At 45.5% G+C, this 2,677-nt stretch carries 2 protein-coding genes and 1 pseudogene; all 3 read right to left on the reverse strand.

Annotated features, from left to right (window positions below):
* Positions 1 to 313, reverse strand: a pseudogene (locus BGO59_RS05365) (hypothetical protein); the annotation flags it as partial.
* 147 nt (positions 314 to 460) lie between these two features.
* Positions 461 to 1,732 (reverse strand): dicarboxylate/amino acid:cation symporter, encoded by a 1,272-nt coding sequence (locus tag BGO59_RS05370; protein ID WP_293681708.1) that lies wholly within the window; start codon positions 1,730 to 1,732, stop codon positions 461 to 463.
* 221 nt (positions 1,733 to 1,953) lie between these two features.
* Positions 1,954 to 2,493, reverse strand: a complete 540-nt coding sequence (locus tag BGO59_RS05375; RefSeq protein ID WP_293681711.1) for a hypothetical protein — start codon at positions 2,491 to 2,493, stop codon at positions 1,954 to 1,956.
* Positions 2,494 to 2,677 lie beyond the last annotated feature (184 nt).

The following is a 2,677-nucleotide window of genomic DNA, read 5'->3' on the forward strand; positions in this document are numbered from 1 at the left end:
GGTTTCGAGGGTCAAGTCCCTGTGTCTGCTGATTAAATCGATCCCTGATTCGCCGAATTTCGCGCTCCTGCCGACGATTCAGTCCTAGCTCACGATCCCACCAGTCGAGGTGACGATCGAACTGGTAATCATCATAATCGTAGTTGTAATTTGGCTGCCCATACCCTGAGTCATAGCCGGGTTGGTTGTAACCGGGCTGATTATACCCAGGCTGTTGAGGATATCTGTTGTCGGGATAACCATAGCGCTGGGCAAATGCCCCGGTCGAAAGTAGAGTAAGTAGTGTAGCGGCAGTGAACAGTACTTTTTTCATGGCAGTTACTTGTTTTCAGGTTGTATTTGTCCCTTTGAACAGCCTTCCACGAAATGGTTTAATTTTTTCCCTGAAAAAGAATAAAAGTTTTTCAGTTTGTAGATGACTGGCACACAAGCCACTGTATACCAGCCCACTATAAACCAGTTAATAAGTATATTCTATTTCCTCTCCCTTGCTTTGCTGCTTTAACACCTGATTGTATTTAGCCCGGTCAAACTCATTTTCGTTGTTGGCAATAAAAATGGTAGCGACCGTGTTGCCGATAATATTCGTAATCGAGCGTGCTTCCGACATAAACCGATCGACACCCAGCAATAAGGCCAGTCCTTCAACGGGTATTACCTTAATAGCGGTAAGGGTACTCGCCAGCACAATAAACCCGCTACCTGTTACGCCAGCCGCCCCTTTTGAGGTCACCATCAGAATACCAATAATGGTGAGTTCCTGCCCAAGAGTGAGGTCTACGCCAAACACCTGCGCCAGAAAGATCGTCGCCATAACCAGGTAAATGGTCGTGCCATCCAGATTAAACGAATAGCCTGCCGGAACTACCAGGCCGACCACCGACCGTGAACACCCCAACGTTTCGAGCTTATCCATAATCTGTGGCAGAGCCGATTCCGACGATGAGGTACCGAGCACAATCAACAGCTCTTCCTTGATAAATTTCAACACAGCCCACAAACTGATTTTGTAATAGCGCATCAACAGGTTCAATACCACAAAAATGAACAGGATCATCGTGGCATATACCGTTCCCATCAGTTTAGCCAGAGGTAGCACCGTGCTCAGGCCGTATTTGCCAATAGTAAATGCCATCCCGCCGAAAGCACCCAGAGGAGCCAGTACCATAACCACGCTCAGGATGTTGAAAAACACTTTTGAAAGTCGTTCAAAACTTTGAATCAGCGGCTTCCCGGTTTCACCCATGCGGGTCAGGCCAACGCCGAAAAGGATGGAGAAGACTAGTACCTGGAGAATATCGCCCTCGGCAAACGCTTTGATGGCATTACTCGGAACGATGTGCAGAAAGAATTCGGTCCAGTCCATGCCGGCTCCCTGCTCGGCATACTTACTAATATCCCCACCCTTCACCGCCGTAGTCTGCACCCCTTCGCCCGGCCGAATCAGATTGGCGAGTATCAGGCCAATAGCCAGCGCCCCGGTTGTGACGATTTCAAAATAAAGCAGTGCTTTTCCTCCTACCCTACCCACTTTTTTCAAATCGCCCATATTACTGATTCCCAACACAATAGTCAGGAAAATAATAGGCGGAATGACCATTTTGATCAGGCTAATGAACAGGTCCCCCAACGGCTTGAGCTTGGCGGCCGTTTCGGGAAAGAAATACCCCGTCAGAATACCTAATGTAATGGCAATCAGAACGCGAAAAGTGAGATTATTGAGGAGTTTCATACATGTAAATGTAAAATGAATAATGCACAATGAACAAAGAAGGGGTTGACAGTATTATCCATTTCACGCTCTTCATTCTTCGACCATGAGGGTTGATGGTGGGCGCACAAGTTAGAGTAAACGAACATACTTGAATCTTAACACCCTCATTAGGTTAGGATGATCCGCTTTCCTTCGGGGCAAGCACCCTGTCGACGGAAAGCTCCCTCACGCGGAGCATATTATTTTTTTGGTCTGTTAAACCACTTGTAATCATTCCAAGGCTTCAACTTCTTCCAACGCTTTTGATAGTTAACTGAGTATTGCTCGTCCACAAACGTCCCTCCAAGAGTAATCAATGTTTTTAATAGCGATTGAACGCCATAAAATTGATTTATTTCAACCTCAAACAGTATACAATTGCCTTCTACTTTAAAAGAAATTCCATAGAAAGGCAGATTGAAGAATAGAGACCGAACATACACAAAAGGACTGAGTTTTTTATTGATGTCATCGCGCTTGCCGGCCAGCTTTTCGTAGTCATCAAAAGTAGGCTCAGGGTATTTTGCTCTAAAATCAATTCGCTCCTGTAACAAGGTTCTGACCTGCTCAGAATCATTCCTCAAGGCATCGTTCACATCTTTTATACTCAACAATAAAGGCAGATTGATGTCGGCAGTTATCCATAAATTGAGTCCTGTCTGAACGTCAAATTGGTGTTCAATTTCAGAAAACGGTGGTATGCCTGAGTCAAACTGTATCTTGTATGTTATAAGCCCCATTCTACTATAAAAGTGATTTATGAAGCGTGAATCCCATTAAATTGTCTGTCAGGGTAATTCTCGTGTCGACCGGAGCCACCAAACGAGCCAAACAAGCTGCCTTTTGAGCCTTGCGGCCTGTCGCACATATCTTTGCCCTGAAAGATATTCACTCTAAAAAGTGCAATTTTGGAGCCTGCCATTG

The organism is Spirosoma sp. 48-14 (genome assembly GCF_001898575.1).
Taxonomy (GTDB): domain Bacteria; phylum Bacteroidota; class Bacteroidia; order Cytophagales; family Spirosomataceae; genus Spirosoma.